The organism is Rhizobium sp. PP-F2F-G48 (assembly GCF_004342335.1).
Classification (GTDB): Bacteria; Pseudomonadota; Alphaproteobacteria; order Rhizobiales; family Rhizobiaceae; genus Ferranicluibacter.
This window is the reverse complement of the sequence record NZ_SLVH01000005.1, coordinates 1-19,046: the sequence shown is the minus strand read 5'-3', so window position 1 is coordinate 19,046 and position 19,046 is coordinate 1. Positions and strand designations below refer to the sequence as shown.

Below are 19,046 nucleotides of genomic sequence, written 5' to 3'. Positions count from 1 at the left end.
CGGGCGTTTGTCTGCGCGGTCGCGCGGGAGGATCTGCGCGACGTGAGGGAAGCGAACTTACTTGGCGGTGTCGAGGCGATCGATCGCCTTGACGTTGTCGGCCGAGGAGCCGCTCGGATCGAACTCCGAGGCGAGCCAGGTATCGACGATCGCCTTGGCAAGTTCCGGACCGATGACGCGGGCGCCCATGGTGATGATCTGCGCATTGTTCGACTTGGCGGCGCGTTCGGCCGAATAGGTGTCGTGCGTCAGTGCTGCCCGGATGCCGGGCACCTTGTTGGCCGAGATGCTGACGCCGATGCCGGTGCCGCAGAAGAGGATGCCGCGCTCGTTCTCGCCGTCGACGATGGTCTGGGCAAGCTTCTGCGACAGGTCGGCATAAAAGCCCTGCTGGCTGAGATCCGTGACTTCGAGATCGTTGCGGGTCGCCAGATGCTTGGCGATGACGTCGAGAAGCGGCTTGCCGGCGCTGTCGGCTCCGATGGCGATTTTCATGGCTGTTTCCTTTCAGGCTTTTGTTGATTTGGGGTGTCATACGGGATCCGGTTGATCAGACCGGATCCCGTATTCCTTCCATTGAAAATCTGGCTTTCCGGCCAGGGATTTTCGATGGCTCTTGTTTCCGGTTCGCGGAACGCGATCCGCCGGAAACCGTATCAGAGAGCGGATGAAACGCGGGCGAGGATGTCGAGATAGCCGGCGACATTCCAGGCGGAACGGCCGATGAACAGGCCGTCGATATGCGGCTTGGCGATCAGCTCCGCGCAATTGCCGGGATTGACGCTGCCGCCGTAGAGAACGGGCACGGAAACGCCGAGACAGGCCTTCGCCACCTCGGCAATGCGGGCATGGCGGTCGTCGGCATAGTCGGCGGATGCGGGAATGCCGTTGACGCCGATGGCCCAGACGGGCTCGTAGGCGAGAAGCACCGGCTTCTCCCGATCCACACCGCTCAGGCCGGAAAGCGCGCCTTCGACCTGCCGCTTCAACACGGCATCCGCCTCGCCGGCCTCCCGCTCGGACAGCGTTTCCCCGATGCAGATCAGCGGCGTCAGACCATGACGAACGGCGGCTGCCGTCTTCAGGCCGACGGTCCGGTCGGTCTCGCCAAAATGCTCGCGTCGCTCGCTGTGGCCGAGCTCCACGAGGTCGAGCCCGCAATCGGTGAGCATCGGTGCCGAGATCTCGCCCGTCCAGGCGCCGTCATCGTCCCAGTGCATGTTCTGTGCGCCCACCTTCACGCTGGTGCCGGACAGTCGCCGCTTGACCTCCCGCACGGCGGTAAACGGCGGAATGACGAAGCGCTGGATGCGGGGGTCGCGCGCGCCGTCGCTGGCCGCGAGATCCTCGGCGAAGGCCATGGCCTCGCTCAGCGTCTTGTTCATCTTCCAGCTCGTTCCCACCCAGATGCCGTTCGTCGTCACTGCATGCTCCTCGTTGTAACTGCGGTCGTCAGACCTTGATGATGGAAATCCCGGCATCGCCCAGTGCAGCCTCGTGGCCGTTATCGATGCGGTCGCTGGTAATGACGGCGCTGAAGCCGTCCAGTCCTGTCAGGAAATGCAAGGCCGGCTTGCCGAATTTTGCGTGATCCACCATGAGGTAGCTGCGGCCTGCCGATCGCATCATCTGCCGCTTGGTCTTCACCACTTCCTGGTCCTGATGATACGCGGCCGCCCCCTGAATGGCGGAGGAGGAGAGAAAGGCGATATCGGCCCGCAGCGACGACAGCGTCTCCTCCGTCACGATGCCGAAGAAACCGTTGAACTTCCGGCTGTACTGGCCCCCGAGCGAGATGACCTCGATGCCGGGGACGGCGGTCAGCTTGACGATGACGGAGAGGTTGTTGGTGATCACCGTCAGCGGCCGGATGGTCGCGAGATGATCGGCAAGGCCGCCCGCCGTCGATCCATCATCGATGATGATGATCTGCCCCGGTTCCACCAGCGTCGCCGCATGAGACGCGAGCTGCCGCTTTTCCTCGGCCGCCATCTTCTCGCGGTAGCGGAAGTCGCTTTCGAATTGCGCGCTGGACTGGATCGATGCGCCGCCGTGAACTTTTCGAAGAAGCCCGGCCTGCTCGAGGTCATCGAGATCGCGATGGACGGTCATTTTGCTGACGGAGAAGCGCAGGGCCAGATCCTCGACGGATGCAGAGCCTGCTTCCATCAGGATATCCATGATCTCCTGCCGCCGATCGTCCGGTTTCAAAGCCACCACGGTCTCCATCCTCGATGGCTTTATAAACGTGATCTCAAAAAAATACAACATTTCTCATGAGATTATGTGATGATAGAATGTGATATTTCAGACGGCTTTGGTGCTCTCCCGATGTTGCAGGCAACTGCACGGCATGGCATGAAGAGGCAGCACGCTGCGCCATCGAGGGCGCGGCACGGGAGGAATGTCCGCAGCGGCCCGGCCGTGGACGCGGATGCGAGGATACGGCATGACGAAGACGGATATTGCGCGGCGCGTCTACGACAATGCCTGGAAGCTCGACCCGGTGGTGCGCAGCCTTCTGGACACGGATTTTTACAAGCTTTTGATGTTGCAGATGATCTGGCGTCTTTACCCGGATGTCGACGCGACGTTCTCGCTGATCAACCGGACCAAGACGGTGCTCCTGACGGAGGAGATCGACGAGCAGGAACTGCGCGAGCAGCTGGATTACGTCCGCACGGTGCGCTTCACCAAGAAGGAGATGATCTGGCTTGCCGGTAACACCTTCTATGGCCGCAAGCAGATCTTCTCGCCCGACTTCCTCGCCTGGCTCGCCGATTTCCAGCTGCCGGATTACGAACTCTCGCGCCGCCACGGCCAGTACGAGCTGACCTTCCCCGGCAAGTGGACGCATACGAGCATGTGGGAAATCCCCGCTCTCGCCATCGTCAACGAGCTGCGGTCGCGCACGGCGATGAAGGATATGGGGCCCTTCGCCCTCGATGTCCTTTATGCCCGTGCCAAGGCGAAGATGTGGTCGAAGGTGGAGCAGCTGAGGGCGGTTCCCGATCTGCGCATTTCGGACTTCGGCACGCGGCGTCGCCATTCCTTCCTGTGGCAGCGGTGGTGCGTCGAGGCGCTGAAGGAAGGGATCGGCGAGTCTTTTTCCGGCACCAGCAACGTGCTTCTCGCCATGGATACCGATCTCGAAGCGCTCGGCACCAATGCGCACGAACTGCCGATGGTGGCGGCGGCGCTCGCCAATACCGATGCCGAACTGGCGGATGCGCCCTACAAGGTTCTGCAGGACTGGAATCGTCTTTACGGCGGCAATCTGCTGATCGTCCTGCCGGATGCGTTCGGAACGGCGGCCTTTCTCAAGAATGCGCCTGACTGGGTCGCCGACTGGACAGGCTTCCGTCCCGACAGCGCTCCGCCGATCGAGGGCGGCGAGCGCATTCTCGACTGGTGGCGCGCCCATGGCCGCGACCCGAGGGAGAAGCTTCTGATCTTCTCCGACGGGCTCGATGTCGACATGATCATCAAGACCTACCGGCATTTCGAGGGGCGGGTGCGCATGAGCTTCGGCTGGGGCACCAACCTCACCAATGATTTCGCCGATTGCGCCCCGACGGAGGTCGGTGGGTTGAACCCCATCTCCATCGTCTGCAAGGTCATCGACGCCAATGGCCGTCCGGCCGTCAAGCTGTCCGACAATCCCCGCAAGGCGACCGGCGATCCGGCCGAGGTCGAGCGGTACCTGAAATTCTTCGGCACGCAGGATTTCGAGGAGCTCGCCGTTCGCGTCTGACGCGTTTCACGCGGAACGCAAGACGAAAAAACCCGACCGGAGGAGGCCTTCCGGTCGGGTTTTCGTGTCGCCCGGGAACAGGGCGTCGCTCGGGCCGGCTCACGTGGAGCGAACCCGGGGATCGGGATGCGATCAGTAGCAGGCAGCGCAGGCGGAGCCCGTGCGCACCGCGAGCGGGTGCACCATCGCAAGCAGGCGCCGCTTCGGGGCTGCCAGAAGCTTGGCCGCATGGGTGCGGGCGCCGCCGGGTTCCGGCTTGGCGTTTTCCAGCGCGTTCGCTGCCGAATAGAGCAAGGTCCTGAATTGCGAGGAGGTCACGCCATCCGCCCGCATCACGGCGCGGATCATCGGATCGGTCAGCACCTCGTTCAGGGTCAGATCGTCATTCGCCATGTTCATGGCCTTCTCCTTCGTGTCGTCCACAGTCGAGGGCAGGCTGGGTTGGGCCTGTCCTTGACCGAAATGCTTTGGTGTGTTACCGGTAAGTAACAAGTCATTTGTTACCGAACGGTCACACCCATGTCAATCGCTGTCGTGAATAAAAACGCCAAACGTGGCTCTACTGTGAAGCCGGAAGCGGAATCGACGTCGGTGCCCAGCCCGTCGTCGGCAAAGGTCGCTCCGCGGGACCGGATCGTGACCACGGCCTGTGAATTGTTTCGCCAGCACGGCATTCGCGGCATCGGTGTCGATGCGATTGCCGAAGCGGCTTCGACCAACAAGATGACCCTCTACCGGCATTTCGGCTCCAAGGACGATCTCGTTTGCGAGACCCTTCGCGTCACCTCCGAGAAGAGCGACGCGATGTGGGCAGACATCGAGACGCGGTTTCCCGATGACGCCAGGGCGCAACTCGGTGCCTGGGTGACGGCGCTGTCCGACTGTCTTCAACGCGAGTCTTTCGGCTGCGATATCGCCAACGCCGCGGTTGAGCTGAAGGAAGCCAACCATCCGGCCCACGCCGTCATCGAGAACTTCAAGATCCTGCAACGCGGCAAGCTCACCGGTCTTTGCCGGCGCACGGGCACGAAAGAGCCCGAGACCCTGGCCGACACCTTGTTGCTGCTGTTGGAAGGCGCTCGCGTCAGTCGTCAGGCGTCGGGTCTCGAAGGCCCTGCCCAGTGTTTCCAGCGCGCCTGCCGCAACACGCTCAATGCCTTCGGCATCGGCACGGCCTGACGTCTGGCCGGATCGTACCGCGCATATCATCATAAAAAAGAGCCATCGCGGCGCTGTCGCGATGGCTCTTTTGCTTCGGCATCACGCCGTTTTGAAATTACATCCCGTCGCGCTGCAGGAGCGCACGAACCTCTTCGAAGCGGCGCTTGTTGGCATCGTTGCGCTCATCCGGGCCATAACAGGTGCTGGACACGCAGAAGCGCTGCAGATTGAAGGGCGCAGACGTGTTCTGGAATTCGCATTCGATGGAATCCACCATGTCCTTCTTCTCCACGCCCTCGCGCGTCGAATAGGTCAGGCGCGCGCCCGGCGGCTTCAGTTCCGGAAAGGACTGCACGACGCCGGTCTGAAGCGTGTCGGCGAGAAGCAGGTGCTTTGCAACCTGAACGCAGACATCTTCGATCTTCGGCGTTTGCGCGGCGGCCGGCGACAGGCCGATGAAACCCGATGCAGCGGCAATGGCTAGAACAATCCGTTTTCTCATGACACACTCCGGAAGGCCGCCTCTGGCGGCAGTGACTTGGCGGAGTCTTCGCGTTGGCTGAAAGGGCCGGCGGCAAGACGATCCGTGAGCGCTAGATAGGGCGGTTTCGACCGCCATCCAGTTGCTTTGGCCACGCTTGCGCCGAGCAGTTGCTTTCTTTCGCAAAGTCTCGTCGCTCCTCATTCGGGAAGCGCCGGGAACAGGCAGTATATCGATCCTGCTCTGGAACCAAATCGGCGCTCCTTAATTTGGGAGTGGCGGTAATCCTATCATCAAAGGGAGAAGGCCATGACCGAGAAAGACGAAGACCTGATCAAGAAGCGGGCCTATGCCTTGTGGGAGTCCGAAGGTCGGCCGGAAGGTCGCCATGATGAGCATTGGAGCAAGGCGCATCAGGAACACGCAACGGCCGAGAACACGTCCGTGCTGGGCGAGCCGGACAGCCCTGAGGAGCCGCAGCGCTCTGAAAAGAACGCCGCGCCCGTCGACAAACCTGCAAAGGCCGAGCAGGCGAAGCCTCCGCTGTCCGTCGTGGAGGGTGGCGCTGCGGCAAATCCCGCCGCCAAGCGCAAGCGAAAAACGGTCTGAGACCGCACAGGCGCCGGGTTCGCCCGGTGCCTGATTTCCCCTTGTAACGGCACCCGCCGACGATCGATCCGCCCGCTGGGTGTCTCTCCTCTCGCACCGCACAAGTTTCTCGCCTGCTCCGCAATATTTGTGCGGACAGGGGGATCGCTTTCCTCCATCATTGGAGCATGAGGGGTTTCGCTTTTCTCCCGACCTCCATTTCAGCCGGCAATCCCACCGGATTGCCAAGAGGAACGTGGCCTTCGTGAACGTACTGTCTGTAACGTCGGAAATCTTCCCCTTGATCAAGACCGGCGGCCTCGCCGATGTGACAGGGGCTCTGCCGAAAGTGCTGGCCGCACGCGGCTATCGGACCCGAAGCCTGATCCCCGGCTATACCTCCGTTCTCGCCGAGATCAGCGATGCGCGGCCCGTGCATTTCTTTCCCGATCTCTTCGGAAATCCGGCCTGGCTGCTGGAGGCCGAATGCCAGGGTCTCGACCTCCTGGTACTGAACGTACCGGCGCTCTACGACCGTCCGGGCGGGCCCTATGTCGGCGAGGATGGCATCGATCATCCCGACAATTGGAAACGCTTCGCCGTGCTTTCATACGTGGCGTCGGCGGTCGCGGGCGGACTTCTGCCGGACTGGACACCCGATCTCGTCCATACGCATGACTGGCAGACGGCGCTGACCTCGGTCTACATGCGCTATTCCACCAATGCGCAGGCGATCCCCTCGGTTCTTACCATTCACAATCTCGCTTTTCAGGGTCAGTATTCGGCCGCGCACTTGAAGGATATCGGCCTCCCGCCCGAAGCCCTGTCGATCGATTGCCTCGAATATTACGGCGATATGAGCTATCTCAAGGGCGGCATCCGCACGGCAAGCGCGATCACCACCGTCAGCCCGACCTATGCCCGCGAAATCGTCTCACCGGAGCTCGGAATGGGCATGGAAGGCGCGCTTCTGTCGCGTCTCGATACGTTCACTGGGATCGTCAACGGCATCGATAGCGAGATCTGGGATCCGGCCACCGATCCCTACCTTCCGGCGCGATACGATGTCCGGCAGATCCGCAATCGCAGTCTCAACCGCACACGCCTGCTTGAGACCTTCCGGCTCGATCCGACACCGGGGCCTGTCTTTGCGGCCGTGACCCGGCTGACCTGGCAGAAGGGCGGCGATATGCTGGCCGAAGTCGCAGAAGAGATCGCGGCGCTGGGTGGAAAGCTGATCGTGCTCGGCAAGGGCTCGAAGGATATCGAAACGCAGCTCCTGCTTGCCGCAGGCCGTCATCCCGGCAGGATCGGCGTTCGGATCGGCTATGACGAGGAAACGGCGCATCTCGTGCATGGCGGCACCGATATCATCATCCAGCCATCCCGCTTCGAGCCTTGCGGCCTGACGCAGCTCTACGCGCTGCGCTATGGCGCCGTGCCGGTCGTGTCGCGCACCGGCGGCCTTTCGGAAACGATCATCGATGCGAATGATGCGGCCATGTCCGCGCGCGTGGCCACCGGCTTTCAGTTTCACCCCGCCACGAGCGACAATCTGCGCCTTGCCATCCACCGGGCATTCTATGCCTATCGGGATCCGAAGAAGTGGGCCCGCTTGCAGAACCAGGGCATGAAGGCCAATTTCTCCTGGGAGCGGAGCGCCGAGCAATATGCCGAGCTCTACGGCCGGGTCATCGCCAAGGCGAGAAAAGCGGTCGCCTGATCGCTTCGAGATTGCTTCGTACCATCCACGAAGAAAAGCCGGCCTGACCGCGTGTCAGACCGGCTTTTTCCTGTGGCTATCCCTGCCGGCCCGCAAACGGCGGGCCGGCCGGAACCTGTCAGGCCGGGCGGAAGACCGCGAGGCTGCGGGCCTGCATGTCGAACGGCTCGGCCGCATCGACAGGCTGCGCCTGCACGTCCGGATCGTCCGTCGTCAGTTCGAGGACCCAGTTGCCGCCGGGGCATTCGGGAAGCACGAACGGTACGACGCCGTCATGCGGATTGAAGATCATCAGGATGTGCGACCAGACGCCGTCCTTTTCGACAAGGTCTTCGCGCGAGATCATGGCGCCGATCGTCGTGCCGCCGCCGTCCTGCCATTGCTCCTCGGTCTGCTCGCCGCCCCCCGCATTCAACCAGGTGATGACCATGCCGTCGCGCCAGTTCTCGCGGTGCAGAAGCGGTTGGTTGGCACGCAGCGTCGTCAGCCGGCGGACGAAATCGCGCAGGACCTCTGCGCTGGGCGGCAGGTTCTCCCAGTGGATCCAGCTGATATCGCTGTCCTGGCAATAGCCGTTGTTATTGCCCATCTGGCTGCGGCCGAACTCGTCGCCGCCCAGAATCATCGGCGTGCCGTGCGACAGCAGCAATGTGGCGAGGAAGTTGCGCTTCTGGCGCTCGCGGGTCGCGTTGATGGTCTCGTCGTCGGTCGGACCTTCGGCGCCATAATTGAAGCTGCGATTGTCGCCGTGGCCGTCCTTGTTGTCCTCGCCATTCGCGTCGTTGTGCTTCTCGTTATAGGAAACGAGGTCGTTGATGGTGAAGCCATCATGCGCTGCGACGAAGTTGACGCTGGACCAGGGGCGGCGACCACGAAGATCGTAGATATCGCCGGAGCCGAAGAAGCGGGCCGCGAAGTCCGGTGCCGTTCCGTCCGTATCCATCCAGTAGTCGCGGACCGTGTCGCGATATTTGTCGTTCCATTCGGCCCAGCCGGGCGGGAAGCCGCCGACCTGATAGCCGCCCGGTCCGATATCCCAAGGTTCGCCGACGAGCTTGACCTTGGAGAGGACCGGATCCTGCGTGACGGCGTCGAAGAAGCCGCCACGCTCATCGAAGCCCTCGGGTTCGCGGCCGAGAATGGTGCCGAGGTCGAAACGGAAGCCATCGACATGCATCTCCTCGACCCAGTAGCGGAGTGAATCCGTCACCATCTGCAGGACTCGGGGATGCGACGTGTTGACCGTATTCCCGGTGCCGGTGTCGTTGATGTAATAGCGATGGTTATCCGGCAGGGTGCGATAGTAGGAGAAGTTGTCGATGCCCTTGAAGGAGAGCGTCGGTCCGAGTTCGTTGCCCTCGGCCGTATGGTTGTAGACCACGTCGAGAATGACCTCGATACCGCCATCGTGCAGCGCACGAACCATGTCGCGGAAGCCGTCGAGCGCGCGGGGACCGTAATAGCGCGTTGCCGGCGCGAAGAAGCCGAGCGTGTTGTAGCCCCAGTAATTGTGCAGGCCCTTGTCGACCAGCATGCTGTCGTCGGGGAAGAAGTGCGTCGGCAGCAGCTCGACCGAGGTTATGCCGAGACTTTTCAGATAATCGACGGCGGCCTTGTGACCCATGCCGTCGAAGGTGCCGCGCAGGTTTTCCGGAATGGCGGGATGCAGCTTGGTGAAGCCTTTGACGTGCGTTTCGTAGAAGATGGTCTTCGACCAGGGGACGATCGGTCCGCGGTCGCCCTTCCAGTCGTAGGTCTTCGGATCGATGACCCGCCCCTTCGGCGTGACGGACGCGCTGTCGAGCGTGTTGAAGGTGAGATCCTTGTCGTCTTCCGCGTCCATGTCATAGGCGAAATGCGCCTTGGACCATTGAACGTCACCCACGAGCTCGCGGGCATAGGGGTCCACCAGAAGCTTGTTCGGGTTGAAGCGATGACCACGCTCCGGATCGTAGGGGCCATGCACGCGGTAGCCGTAAAGCGCACCGGGTTTCAGGCCGGGGATGTAGCCGTGCCAAATCTCGTTGGTGTATTCCGGAAGTTCGATCCGAGCGACTTCGACGGCGCCGCTGTCGTCGAACAGGCAAAGCTCGATCCGCTCGGCGTGGGCGGAGAAGATCGCGAAATTGACGCCATCCTTGTCGGGCGTCGCTCCCAGCGTGTGCCAGAACCCCGGCTCGACTGCATATTGTTTGACTCTGGCGTCCATGACGGCATCCCCTGTTTCGGCCCGTTCAGAAATTGTGCGGCGCATCATTTTGTTCCCTTGCGCATCGGGAATCTTTTCATGGCACAGCCAATGGTTCCGTGTTCTTGCCGGTCTCGCTGATCTGCGCATCCGGGCTCTAACGAGCGTGGCAACAACAAGTTCAATCACCGATAAACATTGCGTGTCCGACATCGTCGTCCCTGGATGTCCGGCCGTCGCGACGCATATGCATTCGCAGTGCAGCATTCCCTTGATCGCACCCGGAACCTTTGCCCGGATCCGGTTGTTGAGGGGCGGATAAAAGCCGATGCGGGGCGCACGACGCACCACACCTCCGGGCCGAACCGGAGCCAGAACCGAGATGAGGACAGGATGGACTCCCTGACGACAACCGAGAGTGTTGACCCTTCCGCAAACCAGCAGACCACCGCTTGGGGGCCCGAGCTTCTGGACGGGGGAGGCGCGCGGTTCCGTCTCTGGGCGCCGGGCGAGGATCGGCTGACGCTTCGGCTGGACGGCGCGGATCACGAGATGGGCAAGGCAGGCGAGGGCTGGTTCGAGGCCGTCATTCCCGAGGCAAAACCCGGTGCGACCTATGCCTTCGTGCTGCCGGACGGCAAGGTCGTGCCGGACCCTGCAGCCCGCGCGCTCGCGGAGGACGTTCACGGTCCCGCAGTGCTGGTCGATCCCGACGCCTATGAATGGCGGAACACCGGCTGGAACGGCATGCCCTGGGCCGAAACGATCCTCTATGAACTTCATATCGGAACGTTTACGCCGGAAGGCACATTCCGGGCGGCAATCGACAAGCTTGCCGATCTGGCGGAAACCGGCATCACGGCCGTCGAGATCATGCCCGTCTCGCAGTTCGGCGGCACGCGAGGCTGGGGTTACGACGGTGTCTACCCCTACGCGCCGCACAATGCCTACGGGACGCCGGACGACCTCAAAGCCTTCATCGATGCCGCTCACGGCTTCGGCCTGATGGTCTACATGGATGTCGTCTACAATCACTTCGGCCCCGACGGGAACTACCTGAGTGCCTATGCGCCGGATTTCTTCCGCGAGGGCAAGAAGACGCCCTGGGGCGCAGCCATCGCCTACAGCAAGGATCCGGTGCGTGATTTCTTCGTCGGCAACGCACTGTACTGGCTCCGTGAATTCCGGATCGACGGCCTGCGCTTCGACGCGATCGACATGATCTTCGACGACGCGGAAACGCATGTCCTCATCGAGATCGCACGCCTGGCCCGCTCCGAGTTTCAAGGCCGTCATATCCACCTCGTCACCGAGGACCCCGCCAACCATATCGAACTGCGCCGCAGCGACGACAACGAAGCGCTGCTCTACGATGCCGACTGGAACGACGACTATCACCATGCGGCACATGTCGTCGCCACGGGTGAGAAGACGGGCTACTACGGCAAGTTCAGCGACAAGCCGGTCGAGAACCTCGCGCGTGCACTGACCGAAGGCTATATCTTTCCCGGTCAGAAGCCGGTTGAGATGAGCGAGCCGATGCCGATGGAGGCCTTTGTCGGCTTCCTGCAGAACCATGACCAGATCGGCAATCGTGCGTTCGGCGATCGCCTGATCACGCTGACGTCGAAGGAAATGCTCAAGGCCCTGACCGTCGTCACCATGCTCGCACCCCACATTCCCATGCTGTTCATGGGCGAGGAATATGGCGAGACGCGTCCTTTCCTGTTCTTCACCGATTACGACGGCGAACTCGGCAAGGCCGTGCGCGAGGGCCGTCGCACCGACATGGACAATTTCGGCGGTCTGCCGGAGGGCAAGTCCGTCGAGGATGTCGCAGACCCGAATGCCTTGGAGACGACGGAGAACACCCGCCTCGATTGGTCGAAGGCCGAGACCGAGGAGGGGCAATTCTGGCGTGCGCTCTATCGCGATCTGATCGCCATCCGCAAGCGTGCGATCGTGCCGCTGCTGCTCGCCGCGCCGAACACGCTTTCGGCTGGGACCATTCTCACCGCAGAGGGAAGGCGGCTCGCCATCGATTGGCAGCTCGGCGACCGCCGCCTGCAGCTGCGCGCCAATTTCGGTGATATCCCTGCCGATCTGCCCCCGGCGACCGGGGAAACGCTTTACGGCGAGCACAGCACGCAGGGCATGGGGCCACATTCGGTTCTCTTCGCCCTCGATCGGGCCTAGTCGAAGACGCGTTTCGGCGGCGGATACGGCTTCGCCGCCGGCTTCCGAGATGTGAACAACGAAACCGGATTGTTCTCGAAATTGAGAACAATCCGTCCTGCATCGTTCCTCTATCGCCAGCCGGCCTCCTGCACCATCTTGACCTCATCAGACGCCCGGCAGCCAAATGGCGGCAACACATCCGGGCAGGAAAGGATGAGATCATGATCGACCATATCAAGGGGCTCCATCACGTCACGTCGATGGCGGCCAATGCCCGCGTCAACAATGCGTTCTTCACCGATGTGCTCGGCCTTCGCCGGATCAAGAAGACGGTCAATTTCGACGCGCCGGACGTCTATCACCTCTATTACGGCGACGAGATCGGCACGCCCGGTACGGTCATGACCTACTTCCCGTTCCCGCATATCGCTCGCGGCCGTCCCGGCACCGGGGAGGTCGGCACGACCGTCTTCGCGGTTCCCAAGGGCTCGCTTCCCTTCTGGGCGGATCGCCTGACCCAGAAAGGCGTGGCCGAGGTGACGCCGAGCGAGACTTTCGGCGAGAAGCGTCTGTCGTTCAAGGGCCCGGATGGCGATGGCTTCGCACTGGTGGAGACGGCCGACGATCCGCGCACGCCCTGGACGAACGGGGGCATCCGTGAGGATCACGCCATTCGCGGCTTCCACTCGGTGGCCATGCGGCTGAGGGATGCAAGGGCGACATCAGAGCTTCTCGGTTTCATGGGCTACGACACGCTGGAGACGCGCGACGGCGTCACGCGCCTTCTCGTGCCGGACGCAAACGCAGCGGGTGTCATCGACATCGAGACAGTGCCGGACGCAGCCGGCAGCCGTCAGGGTGCAGGCTCGGTCCACCATGTCGCCTTTGCCGTCGACAATCGTGCAGCCCAGCTCGAGGTGCGCAAGGCGTTGATGGACACGGGCTATCAGGTCACCCCGGTGATCGATCGCGATTATTTCTGGGCGATCTACTTCCGCACGCCGGGCGGCGTACTGTTCGAAATCGCCACCAACGAGCCTGGCTTCGAGCGTGACGAGGAGCGGGCGCATCTGGGCGAAGCGCTGAAGCTGCCGCAGCAGCACAAGCACCTGCGGCCGATCCTCGAGCAGCAGCTTGAAAAGCTCGACTAAAACGTGTCGCGCAAAGTGTGCCGCGGTTTCGCGACAACGGCACGCTTAAAACAGGGACTTGAAGCGCAAAGAGCGAATCGGAAAGATCGCGACGCGCTTCAAGCCACCACCGAAAACGGAACAGTCAGAATCCGGAGCCGTCGCAGACATGCGGTGGCCTCCGGCAGGAGCATTGTCATGACCGATAGGAACTACACGCACCTGATGAAGACGGGCGCGCCGGGCGCACCGCTTCTCGTGACGCTGCATGGAACCGGCGGCGACGAGAACCAGTTCTTCACCTTTGCAAGCCAGCTGCGCCCCGATGCCACGATTCTCTCGCCGCGCGGTGACGTCTCGGAACACGGTGCCGCCCGCTTCTTCCGCCGCACCGGCGAGGGCGTCTACGATATGGCGGATCTCGCCCGCGGGACGCAGAAGCTGGCCGCCTTTGTGCGCGAAAAGGCCGAAGCGGTCGGAGCATCCGAGATCTTCGGCCTCGGCTTTTCCAATGGCGCCAATATCCTCGCGAATATGCTGGTGGAGGCGCCCGATCTCTTCGACCGGGCCGCACTCCTGCATCCGCTGATCCCGTTTCAGCCGGCGCCGGCACCGGGCCTTGCCGGCCGCCGCATTCTCGTCACGGCAGGCGAGCGGGACCCCATCTGCCCGACGCCGCTGACCATCGCGCTCGCCGACTATTTCACGGCACAGGGTGCGACGACGCAGCTCTCCTGGCACAATGGTGGCCACGATATCCGCGACAACGAGATCGAGGCGATGCGCGCGCTGTTTGCGTGAGCGTTCAATAACCCCGCGCGGCACCCGATGCCGCGCGGCTGTCCATGGCCCCATAGTAGCGGGCGCCGCCTTTCGTTGCCGCTGCTTCCGCCGCCGTCTTGCCGCCGACGAGAATGCCGGCTGCCTGACCCCAGACGGGCCAGTTCTTGTCCGGCCCGATGTCATGGCCCATGCCCTGGAGAATCTTCAGCGTGTCGGCGGAAAGGGCGAAAGGCTCGAGGGCCACCGAATCCGGCATCCATTGATGGTGCAGGCGCGGCGCATCGATCGCCTCCTGCAGCGTCATGCCATGGTCGATGACGTTCAGGATGGCCTCAAGCGTGATCGTGATGATGCGGGCGCCGCCCGGACTGCCGATGACCATGAACGGCTTGCCGTCCTTCGTCACGATGGTCGGGCTCATGGAGGACAGTGGGGTCTTCCCCGGCGCAATCGCATTGGCCTCCCCCTGCACGAGGCCATAGAGATTCGGCGCGCCGGGCTTGGACGTGAAGTCGTCCATCTCGTTGTTGAGCAGGATGCCGGTGCCGGGTGCGACGACGCCGGCGCCGAAGGAGCCGTTGAGCGTATAGGTGACGGAGACCGCGTTGCCCTTCTCGTCCATGATCGAGTAATGCGTCGTCTCGTGGCTCTCTCCCAGCCCCTTGGGGGTAAGCTCTGCGGAAACGCCGGCCTTCGCAAGGTCGATCTTGCCCCGGATCTCCTGCGCATAGGCCTTGTCGAGCAGCTTCTCGACCGGGTTCTCGACGAAGTCGGGATCGCCGAGCGCCGAATTGCGATCGACATAGGCATAGCGCATGGCCTCGATCATGACATGCGCGGTGGCCGCCGAGCCGGCGCCAAGTTCGCCGAGCGGATAGCCTTCGAGGATGTTCAGAATTTCGCACAGGATGACGCCGCCCGAGCTTGGTGGCGGCGACGAGATGATCTCGTAGCCGCGATAGGTGCAGGTGACCGGCTTCAGCTCGCGAACCGTATAGCGCTGGAAATCCTCTTTCGTCAGGATGCCGCCCTTGTCGGTGCTGGCCTTGACGATATCGTCCGCGATCGCGCCCTTGTAGAACGCATCCGGCCCCGTTTTCGAGATGGCCGCAAGACTGCGCGCGAGGTCCGGCTGGACCAGCGTCGCCCCGATCTTCGGAGCCTGGCCCTCAGGCGTCAGAAAGATCGCGGCGGCGGCCGGGTCCCGGCCGAGCTTCTTGACGCTGTTGCCGAGCGAGGCGACGTCGCCGCCATCGAGAGTGAAGCCTTGTTCCGCCAGCTTGATCGCGGGGGCGAGAAGCGCCTCGCGCGACAAGGTGCCGAAGCGGGTGCGCGCTGCCTCGAATCCGGCGACCGATCCGGGCACGCCGACGGCGAGATAGCCATCCGTGCTGCGCCCTTTGGCGATCTCGCCCTTGTCGTCGAGATACATCGTCTTGGTGGCAGCCAGCGGCGCCCGCTCGCGAAAATCGAGAAAGCTCGTGCGACCATCGGCAAGGCGCACCGTCATGAAGCCGCCGCCGCCGATATTTCCCGCCGTGGGATAGACGACCGCCAGTGCGTAGCCGACCGCAACCGCGGCATCCACCGCATTGCCGCCCTGTTTGAGGATTTCGACCCCGACATCCGAGGCCAGATGCTGGGCGGTCACGATCATGCCGTTTTCGCCGGCAACCGGCTGCGGCGAGGCTGCCTGGGCAGGTGAAACGGCAAGGCCGATCACGAGGGCGAGATGCACGAGAGGGGTGCGGATGAGGGTCATGCGTGGGGCTCCTCCGGATATGGCGACCAGGGCCGCAAGCAGAGAGGATAGCCCAAACGCCGATGCGCCGCTTCCGAAAAAATACCCGTTTAGAACACCGGCTCAGGCGTCGATCCGCAGGACCCCGTAAGCGCCGAGCCGGATGTTTCCTTCACCGAGACGCTCGGCCTGCAACGCGCCGGCCGCAGCAGCGACCATCGTTTCCGCATCGAGCCTGTAGACAGCGGCGTCGGCCGGGATGTCGAGCCCGGAGAGATCGAGCGCCTGCGGGGTGGGCGTCAGGTTGACGAGGACGATCGTGTGGCCGGCCCTGCGCTCCACGAGCATTGCAAGAACCTGATCCGGTCGATCCGAGGCAAGCACGCTCGCCATCGCGCCGGCGAGATCCGCAAGCAGGGCGACAGCATGAAACAAGGGTCGCCGTCCGCCCTTTGCGACGGGCTCGTCAGCGCCGGCGATCAGGCCGAACGGGCCCGTCAGCGCCGAAAGCGTCAGCTGGTCGAGCCCGGCGGGTGCGACGGAAATGGCGTAACCGATGGCATAGGCAGCGGCGAACAGGCCGTTCTGGCGCGGATCGCGGTTTGCCATCGGAATCCGGCTGCCGTCCGGATTGTCCATCGTCCGGCTGCCATAGGGGTTTTGCCGCATGGGAAGGGTGGAAGGGCCGATGCGATAGCGCCGGTCGCCATAGATTTCGCGCACCGAGCGGGTGATGAAGGGCAGCGCCTCCAGCGTCTGCATGACGCTGCGATCGTCCGCGGCATGCACGATCGGGTTGGTGCAATGGCTGATGAAGTCCAGCGTATCGGCAGGCACGCGTTTGCGGTTGAGTTCGGTGAAATAGCTGAGCATGCCGCCGCCGAGCATCCGGGCCGGAAAGGCATCCCTGGCCGCGGCGTAGACGTCCTCCAGCGGCGGGCAGTCCGGCCAGGCGCTGCCGGGCGGTGTGGACTGCCGATCGACCGCAGGCGAGACCATCACGGCATCCGGCGTGAAGCCCGCGGCGTCCATCGCTGCGGCTATCGCGCGCAGTTCGGCATCGAAGGGCTCCCGGCAGGGCAGTGCGATTTCCAGCGTGGTCGATGTCCGATGCCGGGCCGCAAGAGCCGCAAAGGCAGGAAACGCAGCCGCAACATGACCGGCAAGCGGATCGAAATGGAAGAGCAGGGCCTGAACCTTCGGGTCGAGGCCGGCGTCCAGCAGGACAGCCGTTGCGTGAGCGTCCTTTGGCGTGACGATCAGCCCGATGGGCGGCAGCCGCCGCACGGGGCCGTCCTGCATCGTCAGTCGCAGAGGCGCATCGGATGGCGTCGCGAGGGAAGCGGCCTGGCGGGACCGCGTGTCCACGATCTGCAAGGTGACCTGCTGGGCGACATCGGTGCCCGGCTCGATTTGATAGGGCCAGGGGAGCGCGAGCGGCCGGACATAGGTCTTGTAGGAGGCGTCCGACCAGTTGCGCTGGTCTTCCATCTCGAACGTATCGCCCTCCATCCGGCATTCCGCCATCACGCCCGGCCGGGCCTGATGCGTAATGGCCCGCATGTCCTTGAAGGGCTGCCAGGGCTCGATGAGATCCGGCAGGACGGTCGCCTCGATGGTCCCGTCGATATGCTCAACCCGAACCGGCGTCCCCGCGACGCCGACGATCGGGTGAAGCACGCAGAAGCCGCAGCGGTTGGTCTCGAACCCCGTCTCGGACGTCGCCGTGCCGGAAAACCGCAATCGACCGCCGTTCTCGCCGTCGATCCGGGCCTTTATATCGAGCCGCGTCCCGTCCGGGCCGTGGCAGGTCGCGCGGTAGGATACCGTGAAACCGTCCGCGCGCTGGTCCACCACGAGATCCTCGATCGCGGGATCGTAGGTGCCCCAGTCGCGATCGCGCACGAGGAAGGAGACGGCGCGAAGCACCTCGACACCGTCATAGCGGATGGTGCGCAAGGCGCCGCCGGACAGCTCGGCGGAAAGATCGCCGGCCGTCAGAACCAGACAGTCCGGCTCGGTCCGGAGCGTGCCGGTCAAGCGAAAGGCGAGCGCGTCCTCCGTCATGCGATCAGCGGGCCGATCGCGACCGGCTGAAGCGTCGCCGCACTTTCATAGGCCGCTTCCACCAGGGCGAAGGTCTTCAGATTGTCCGCCCCGGACGTCGAGGTTTCCGCGCCCTCTGCCATTTTTTCCGTCCAGTGCTGCTGGATGGCAAGGACGCTCTCCTGGATATTGTGCCAGGGGCGCGATGCCCAGGGGAGGAGGGTCGGCGAGACGTCGAGCGTATCGGTGCCCGCCGCATGGGTGATCTCCAGCCGGTATCCCTGCATCAGCCGCAGCGAACCTTCCGTTCCGTCCAGCTCGATCAGGGTTTCGGGGAAAGGCTCGACGGCGGCCTTGGTGGCGTAGCTGACATCGACGACCGAGGTCGCGCCGGTCTCGTGATCGAGCAGGATCGTCGCCACGTCCTCGCCCTTGATGGCAGGATTGACGCGCTTGGTGCGGGCGGTGAGCGAGGTCACGTCGCCCAGGATGTAACGGGCGATATCGAGCGTATGGATGCCCAGATCTTCGATGATGAAGCGTGCACCTTCGGCCAGATAGGGCTGGCCGGAAAAAACGTCATAGCCGGAGCGAAACGAGAAGCGGCCCCAGAAGGGCGTGCCGATCTGCGCGGCGTCCAGTGCCTTGCGCACGGCCTGGATCGGCGTCTGCCAGCGAAAATTCTCGTGGATCATCAGCGGAACGCCCGCAGCGTTGCAGGCGGCGACCATAGCCTTCGCGTCGCCGAGTGTCGGCGCGAACGGCTTCTGGCAGATGACGGGCAGGCGGTGGGCGGCGGCCATCTCCACCAGCGCGCGATGGCTGTTGACGGTGGTGGCGATATCGACGAAATCGAAACCGCCATCGGCCATCATTTGCGCGGCATCGCTATAGCGACGCGCGATCCCGAACTGGTCGCCGACGATCCGCAGCCGATCCGGGTCGCGGTCGCAGATGGCGACGATCTCCGCGCCCTCCACATCCTGCCAGGCATGCATCTGGTTGACGGCGAAGAAGCCGCAACCGATCAGCGCTCCCTTGAAATTCGGCATCGGCTGTATCCTTGAGAAGGTGTCATTGCGTGTCCGGCTGGCGCTTAAGTGATCCGCCGAATGCTCTCGGCGATTTCCTGCGGCTCGAAGACGTTCTTCCAGTCGTCGCGCATCAGTGCGGGGATACCGAATTCGATCGCCTTGTTGCAGGCATCCGAGAACACGCCGTCCACTTCCTTGAAGATGACGGCGCCGAGCACGTTCATGTGGCCGAGCAGGAA

At 63.3% G+C, this 19,046-nt stretch carries 17 protein-coding genes; 7 read left to right on the top strand and 10 right to left on the bottom strand.

Features of this window, described 5'->3' with window-relative positions:
* Window positions 1-57: 57 nt before the first annotated feature.
* The 3 genes from C8J36_RS13100 to C8J36_RS13090 all read right to left on the bottom strand — a co-directional run bounded on the left by C8J36_RS13100 (window position 58) and on the right by C8J36_RS13090 (window position 2,211).
* Window positions 58-495: an RpiB/LacA/LacB family sugar-phosphate isomerase gene (locus C8J36_RS13100; RefSeq protein WP_062595306.1), complete on the bottom strand. Its 438-nt coding sequence runs from the start codon at window positions 493-495 to the stop codon at window positions 58-60.
* Between the two features lie 161 nt (window positions 496-656).
* Complete coding sequence (locus C8J36_RS13095) at window positions 657-1,424, bottom strand: triose-phosphate isomerase (RefSeq protein ID WP_132535506.1); 768 nt, start codon at window positions 1,422-1,424, stop codon at window positions 657-659.
* A gap of 28 nt (window positions 1,425-1,452) precedes the next feature.
* On the bottom strand, window positions 1,453-2,211 hold the full coding sequence (locus C8J36_RS13090) for a DeoR/GlpR family DNA-binding transcription regulator (RefSeq protein WP_132535911.1): 759 nt from the start codon (window positions 2,209-2,211) through the stop codon (window positions 1,453-1,455).
* A 238-nt stretch (window positions 2,212-2,449) separates the two neighbouring features.
* Between C8J36_RS13090 and pncB the strand changes: the two genes are divergently transcribed.
* Complete coding sequence (pncB, locus tag C8J36_RS13085) at window positions 2,450-3,754, top strand: nicotinate phosphoribosyltransferase (protein ID WP_062595303.1); 1,305 nt, start codon at window positions 2,450-2,452, stop codon at window positions 3,752-3,754.
* A 132-nt stretch (window positions 3,755-3,886) separates the two neighbouring features.
* Here pncB and C8J36_RS13080 read toward each other — a convergent pair whose 3' ends face one another.
* Complete coding sequence (locus C8J36_RS13080) at window positions 3,887-4,153, bottom strand: hypothetical protein (protein WP_132535504.1); 267 nt, start codon at window positions 4,151-4,153, stop codon at window positions 3,887-3,889.
* Between the two features lie 165 nt (window positions 4,154-4,318).
* Here C8J36_RS13080 and C8J36_RS13075 point away from each other — a divergent pair, with 165 nt between their 5' ends.
* Window positions 4,319-4,933, top strand: a complete 615-nt coding sequence (locus C8J36_RS13075; RefSeq protein WP_062595301.1) for a TetR/AcrR family transcriptional regulator — start codon at window positions 4,319-4,321, stop codon at window positions 4,931-4,933.
* A 97-nt stretch (window positions 4,934-5,030) separates the two neighbouring features.
* On the opposite strand, the gene C8J36_RS13070 is transcribed toward C8J36_RS13075, so the two are convergent.
* Window positions 5,031-5,417: a hypothetical protein gene (locus tag C8J36_RS13070; protein WP_132535502.1), complete on the bottom strand. Its 387-nt coding sequence runs from the start codon at window positions 5,415-5,417 to the stop codon at window positions 5,031-5,033.
* 288 nt (window positions 5,418-5,705) lie between these two features.
* On the opposite strand from C8J36_RS13070, the gene C8J36_RS13065 reads away from it, so the two are divergent.
* Together C8J36_RS13065 and glgA are read left to right on the top strand one after the other, a co-directional pair.
* Entirely contained in the window at window positions 5,706-6,005 is a 300-nt protein-coding gene (locus C8J36_RS13065; protein WP_132535500.1) for a DUF2934 domain-containing protein, read from the top strand.
* A gap of 244 nt (window positions 6,006-6,249) precedes the next feature.
* Window positions 6,250-7,707: a glycogen synthase GlgA gene (gene glgA / locus C8J36_RS13060; protein ID WP_132535498.1), complete on the top strand. Its 1,458-nt coding sequence runs from the start codon at window positions 6,250-6,252 to the stop codon at window positions 7,705-7,707.
* 118 nt (window positions 7,708-7,825) lie between these two features.
* Here the strand turns inward: glgA and glgX are convergent, their stop codons facing one another.
* Entirely contained in the window at window positions 7,826-9,916 is a 2,091-nt protein-coding gene (glgX, locus tag C8J36_RS13055) for a glycogen debranching protein GlgX (RefSeq protein WP_132535496.1), read from the bottom strand.
* Between the two features lie 372 nt (window positions 9,917-10,288).
* Between glgX and treZ the strand changes: the two genes are divergently transcribed.
* The 3 genes from treZ to C8J36_RS13040 all read left to right on the top strand — a co-directional run bounded on the left by treZ (window position 10,289) and on the right by C8J36_RS13040 (window position 14,004).
* The gene (treZ, locus tag C8J36_RS13050) at window positions 10,289-12,091 is read left to right on the top strand and encodes a malto-oligosyltrehalose trehalohydrolase (protein WP_165915049.1); all 1,803 of its coding nucleotides are present in this window, start codon (window positions 10,289-10,291) and stop codon (window positions 12,089-12,091) included.
* A gap of 203 nt (window positions 12,092-12,294) precedes the next feature.
* Window positions 12,295-13,224, top strand: coding sequence for a VOC family protein (locus C8J36_RS13045; protein WP_132535492.1), 930 nt, complete (start codon window positions 12,295-12,297; stop codon window positions 13,222-13,224).
* Window positions 13,225-13,401: 177 nt separating this feature from the next.
* The gene (locus C8J36_RS13040; protein WP_132535490.1) at window positions 13,402-14,004 is read left to right on the top strand and encodes an alpha/beta hydrolase; all 603 of its coding nucleotides are present in this window, start codon (window positions 13,402-13,404) and stop codon (window positions 14,002-14,004) included.
* A gap of 4 nt (window positions 14,005-14,008) precedes the next feature.
* Here C8J36_RS13040 and ggt read toward each other — a convergent pair whose 3' ends face one another.
* The 4 genes from ggt to C8J36_RS13020 all read right to left on the bottom strand — a co-directional run.
* Window positions 14,009-15,748, bottom strand: a complete 1,740-nt coding sequence (ggt, locus tag C8J36_RS13035) for a gamma-glutamyltransferase (RefSeq protein WP_132535488.1) — start codon at window positions 15,746-15,748, stop codon at window positions 14,009-14,011.
* A 102-nt stretch (window positions 15,749-15,850) separates the two neighbouring features.
* A complete protein-coding gene (locus C8J36_RS13030) occupies window positions 15,851-17,794 on the bottom strand; it encodes a hypothetical protein (RefSeq protein ID WP_132535486.1) in 1,944 nt (647 codons plus the stop codon).
* Window positions 17,791-18,825 carry a Gfo/Idh/MocA family oxidoreductase gene (locus tag C8J36_RS13025; RefSeq protein ID WP_132535484.1) on the bottom strand — a complete coding sequence of 345 codons (1,035 nt, stop codon included), beginning with the start codon at window positions 18,823-18,825 and terminating at the stop codon, window positions 17,791-17,793. The genes C8J36_RS13030 and C8J36_RS13025 overlap by 4 nt, the downstream gene beginning before the upstream one ends.
* A 44-nt stretch (window positions 18,826-18,869) precedes the next feature.
* On the bottom strand, window positions 18,870-19,046 hold a 177-nt coding region (locus C8J36_RS13020), incomplete at its 5' end, for a phosphogluconate dehydrogenase C-terminal domain-containing protein (protein WP_281029237.1).